This is a genomic window from Pedobacter sp. 01T416_2 (assembly GCF_056398925.1).
In genome coordinates, this window is the sequence record NZ_JBFTQI010000490.1 from 1 (window position 1) to 4,547 (window position 4,547).

General features: G+C 38.9%; 5 protein-coding genes. 1 reads left to right on the forward strand and 4 read right to left on the reverse strand.

Annotation, left to right across the window (positions count from 1 at the left end; genetic code table 11):
• Window positions 1-151: 151 nt before the first annotated feature.
• Together AC1DPQ_RS18670 and AC1DPQ_RS18675 are read right to left on the reverse strand one after the other, a co-directional pair.
• Window positions 152-742: a porin family protein gene (locus AC1DPQ_RS18670; protein WP_057932575.1), complete on the reverse strand. Its 591-nt coding sequence runs from the start codon at window positions 740-742 to the stop codon at window positions 152-154.
• 12 nt (window positions 743-754) lie between these two features.
• Window positions 755-1,051, reverse strand: a complete 297-nt coding sequence (locus AC1DPQ_RS18675) for a hypothetical protein (protein WP_029277458.1) — start codon at window positions 1,049-1,051, stop codon at window positions 755-757.
• A 220-nt stretch (window positions 1,052-1,271) separates the two neighbouring features.
• Here AC1DPQ_RS18675 and AC1DPQ_RS18680 point away from each other — a divergent pair, with 220 nt between their 5' ends.
• Complete coding sequence (locus AC1DPQ_RS18680) at window positions 1,272-2,426, forward strand: tetratricopeptide repeat protein (protein ID WP_477581781.1); 1,155 nt, start codon at window positions 1,272-1,274, stop codon at window positions 2,424-2,426.
• On the opposite strand, the gene AC1DPQ_RS18685 is transcribed toward AC1DPQ_RS18680, so the two are convergent.
• Both AC1DPQ_RS18685 and AC1DPQ_RS18690 read right to left on the reverse strand, forming a co-directional pair.
• Window positions 2,423-2,884 (reverse strand): DUF4268 domain-containing protein, encoded by a 462-nt coding sequence (locus AC1DPQ_RS18685; protein ID WP_477581780.1) that lies wholly within the window; start codon window positions 2,882-2,884, stop codon window positions 2,423-2,425. The genes AC1DPQ_RS18680 and AC1DPQ_RS18685 overlap by 4 nt on opposite strands.
• Before the next feature lie 179 nt (window positions 2,885-3,063).
• A partial coding sequence (locus tag AC1DPQ_RS18690) for a family 78 glycoside hydrolase catalytic domain (protein WP_477610506.1) occupies window positions 3,064-4,547 on the reverse strand: 1,484 nt, incomplete at its 5' end.

The window sequence follows — 4,547 nt, forward strand, 5'->3', positions numbered from 1 at the left end:
ATAAGAAAGGGAGATAAAATTAATTTTATCTCCCTTTCTTATATTAGCTAGGTTCACTTAACTAGTATCGTCATGCTGAACTTGTTTCAGCCATCTATCACACTAAAAAAGACCCTGAAATAAATTCATGGTGACGATTCGCAAGGAGCTGTTACAAAATCCTATAACCTAAGCCAACTGTAAATAAGTTTAACTTAGTACCAGGATAACCTGCTTTATTGATTTTTGATAAGCCAAGTTCGTAACGTGCATCGAAGCTTAATTTTTTAAGGTCTAAGCCCGCTCCAAACTGCCATGCCAAGGCCTGATTTTTAAAGTCGGCTCTGAAAACGCTTCCTGCAGCCTGACCAAAACTCTGATTTTCATCTAATATTAACGAAAACATCGGTCCGGTGTTTAAACGGAGGCCAATACCAGCAGCACCAAACTTAGTACCTACCAATAATGGCACATCTAAACTTGTAAAACGCACTTTATTTACTTCTCCCGTTGACTCACTTACTAAATCTGCTTTTTTGCCCGACACATAAAGCTCTGGCTGGAAGTAAACGCCTGCAGCACCTACCCTGGCCCAAAGGCCACCATAAAAACCTGCGCGGTTGTTACTGTTAAAAGTGTTTTCACTATCAAATTTCGAAAAATTTGCACCAGCTTTAATGCCCAGCTGGAAAGATGGCAATACCTGTGCGCTGGCAAATAAGCCAACAAGCAAAAAGGCAACGGTTAAAGATAAAAATTTCATATGCGATTAATTTTAGCTGGTGGCGTTGTTAATGGCTTCCTGTTCTTTTAAAGCATCAACATTGTTTTTATCACCAAAGTTTTGTGTTTTACCTGCAAAGTAATCTAAAATTCCTGAGATAGTATCTAAGTTATCAGCTAAATTTTGATGAATATCCGGTAAATCTTTTTCCAGGCGATTATCGCCCAATTCGATATTATCTACTTCAATTTTACCAATTTTCTGAATAAGTGCCTGCTGAGAGTTTTGTAAGTCTTCTAATTCACGCACAATCTTTTCCATTAATTCAAACTTCTTTAAAGTGTTCATAGGTTCTTATTTTTAGTTAACTATTCCTTATAAACCCCTTAGCGCTGGTTTTGTTTTATTTCGCCAATCTTTTAACAAAACAGATTTGGAAATATCGAAAACAACTAATAAATTAGTTTAAAATTATCTGTCATGAAACCATCATGATTTTTCAAATTGTTAAAATGTAGCAGATAAATCATGATAGCTTCATTGCCACTAAAAAAACAATTTTATACAAATGAAAAAGCTCCTTACATTATTGGCCTTAGTTGGTTTAAGTTTAGCTGGTTATGCGCAAAATACAAGCGCTGTCGATAAGGAGAAACTTTTCGATTTCTATCAGACCCAGCGTTATGCCGATGCTGCTCAATACCTCAAAGGCATTTATGGAGAAGAAGTAAACGATTTTAAAACCCTCAGCCAGATCGGCTATTGCTTCTTAATGGCAGGCAACAATGTTGAAGCAGAAAAATTTTATAGCAAAGCTTATACGCTGCAGCCACAAAACCTGCCTATTCTTTTCAGTCTTGGCAGTATCAATAACAAAAGGGGAAATACTGAAAAAGCCAAGCTGTACTATGGCGAAATTGTAAAAATAGATAGCAATAATTTTAATGTGCACAAACTGCTGGCTAATTTGTATAGTTCTCCAAAGGACGATTCACTTAAACTCATCTACCTCTTGAAGGCTAATCTGATCAATCCGTTAGAGGGTGATGTTGCTACCGATCTGGCTGAGGTGCATGCTGCTTATCAGCAATATGAAAAAGCTTATGATGTACTTAATATTGCCATTAAGGGCGATAGTGATAACCTGGTGCTGCAAAGGGCTAAACTTCCTATTGCCAACCAGCTTAAAAAGTACAGCGAAGTAATTGCATCGGGAGAGAAACTGTTGAAAGATGGTGCTGATGCGGGGGTGATAAAAGATGTTGCAAAAGCTTATTACTATACAAAGAAGTACCAAAAGGCAATTGATCTTTTTAAACAATTGGAGGTGGCAGCGATGGAAAATGAAGCTACCTTGTATTATACTTCACTCAGTTACCGCGCTTTAAAAAATTATTCGCAGGCGGCTATATATACCAGAAAAACCATCGATGAGGCCATTTCGCCCAATACTTCCAGTTATTATTCTTTATTGGGACTGGTTTATGAAGAAAGTAATCAACTGGCTTTGGCAAGCGCAGCCTATAAAAAAGGTTTGCAATTTAAAGCAACAGCAACTTTATATTATCGTTTGGCGGTATTTTACGATACCCGTTTAAAGCAGGAAAAAAATGCGCTTAAATATTATAACCTCTATTTAAAAAGCAAGCCCAGCTTAACCGATGACAAAGAAGAAATTAAATTTTCAAAGGATAGAATTGCGCAGCTAAACCTTACTGATTAAACCAGATCCTCGAAAACAGGTTTTACATTGTCCCAAAATTCATCTAAGGCAATTATTCTGGGTTTAAAAAAGGAGATTAACGTAGGCCAGTGCTGTTGATTAAAAATGCTCACTCCGGTAATGCTTATCGAAATCTGTGATACCGTTTTACCGAAATCATCGGTTGCATCTTTAATCCAGTCCCATTCTTCATTTACGGTATTAGCAAACATGAGCTTAAACTCTTCAAATTGTTCAAAAATGAGATGCCTGATATCGGTATCGGGATGCGACAGCTGAATGCTGATAAAGGCTTTTTTACCATCAACATCCATTTTAAAGAAGATATTCTTCACACCCGTTTTGTAATTTGTCCAGTTTACGGTAGAACCGCTTGCTGAAGGGACGGGTTTCATATATTGCCCGAAACTGATCCAAAACTGTTGGCGCAGGCGAGCTGCTTCTTCTTTACTGTACATTTATTTTTTACTGCATCTGATAGAGACTTTATCATATTTCGACTAAACCGTCATTCCCGCGCAGGCGGGAATCTTAAAGCTAATTGCATTAAGATTCCCAATCAAGTTGGGAATGACGACCCGTTGAAAATTTATAATAGTGATATAATCTCTTTTAACGAAGCTGCAATTATAAGCGATTAATATTTATATTCAAAATGGTAGCTACCTGAGCCTATTTCTTCTTTTTTATCGGTTTTCGGCAATACTACCGTTGCGGTTGCATTGGCAGGAACAGTTACATCGAGCTTAAAAACACCATCTGCAATCGTCCACGATGATTTAACAGTGCCGTACACCGTCTCCAGCTCTGCCGACGMGCTGGTTAATTTCCCTCCTGGTCTTGGTGCAATTAAAATGGTTTTGTAACCTGGTTGTGCTGATACCGGATTAATGCCAGCGATATTTTTATACATCCAATCGCCAATGGCTCCATAAGCATAATGATTAAAAGAATTCATATCTGCCGTTTGGAAAGATCCATCCTGTTTAATACCGTCCCAACGCTCCCAAATGGTGGTTGCCCCCATTTTAACCGGATATAACCACGAAGGGTAACTCTCCTGTAGCAACAGGTCGTAAGCTACATCCTCGTGCCCAAAGCGGCTCAATACATGACAAAGGTAAGGAGTGCCCAAAAAACCTGTAGTCAGGTGGTTTCCGTAATCTTTTACATTGTCTACCAATCTTTGTGCAGCCTGTGCACGTAAGTTTTCAGGCAACATATCAAACTGTAAGGCCAATACATACGCAGTTTGGGTGTTAGAGATCAGCTTTCCATTCGGCGTCATATTTTCTTTGATATAAGCCGCTTTAATCTGCTCCAATAGTGCAGTATATTTGGTTACATCATCTGTTTTGCCCAATACCTTTGCTGCATTTATAAGCAACTGTGTAGAATGCGCATAAAATGTTTGGGCAATCATGTACTTGTCCGTCACCGCTGCGCGGCCATCATTATCATCATTAGGACGATAAAACAACCAATCGCCAAAGTGAAAACCGGTGTTCCAAAGGTTATTTTTAGCCACTGAAGAAATATAATCAACCCACTTTTTCATACTTCCATACTGCGCTTCCAGTATGCCTTTATCTCCATACGAAACATACATATCCCAAGGGATAATAGTGGCAACATCGGCCCAACCTGCAGAACCTGCGTCATTTTGGTTCAGCACATTTGGCACTACAAAAGGAACACTGCCATTAGGAAGCTGATCTGCAGAAACATCTTTTAGCCATTTGGTAAAAAAGCCCGATATATCCATGTTATATGCAGCCGTTGTGGCAAATGCCTGTGCATCGCCTGTCCAGCCCAAACGTTCATCTCTTTGCGGACAATCTGTCGGCACATCAACAAAATTTCCTTTCTGTCCCCATGAAATGTTATGTTGCAATTGGTTTAGCAAAGGATTTGAAGTCGTGAATTTTCCGCTGGTTTTCATATCCGAATAAACAGCTACAGCGGTAAGGTTTTCCAGTTTCAGTTCGCCGGGGTATCCATCTATTTTGACGTACCTAAACCCCTGAAAAGAAAAATGAGGTTCAAATACCTGTTCGGTTCCGCCTTTTAAAATATAATTGTTCTGTTGCTTTGCCGACCGGAGATTAGTGGTATAAAAAT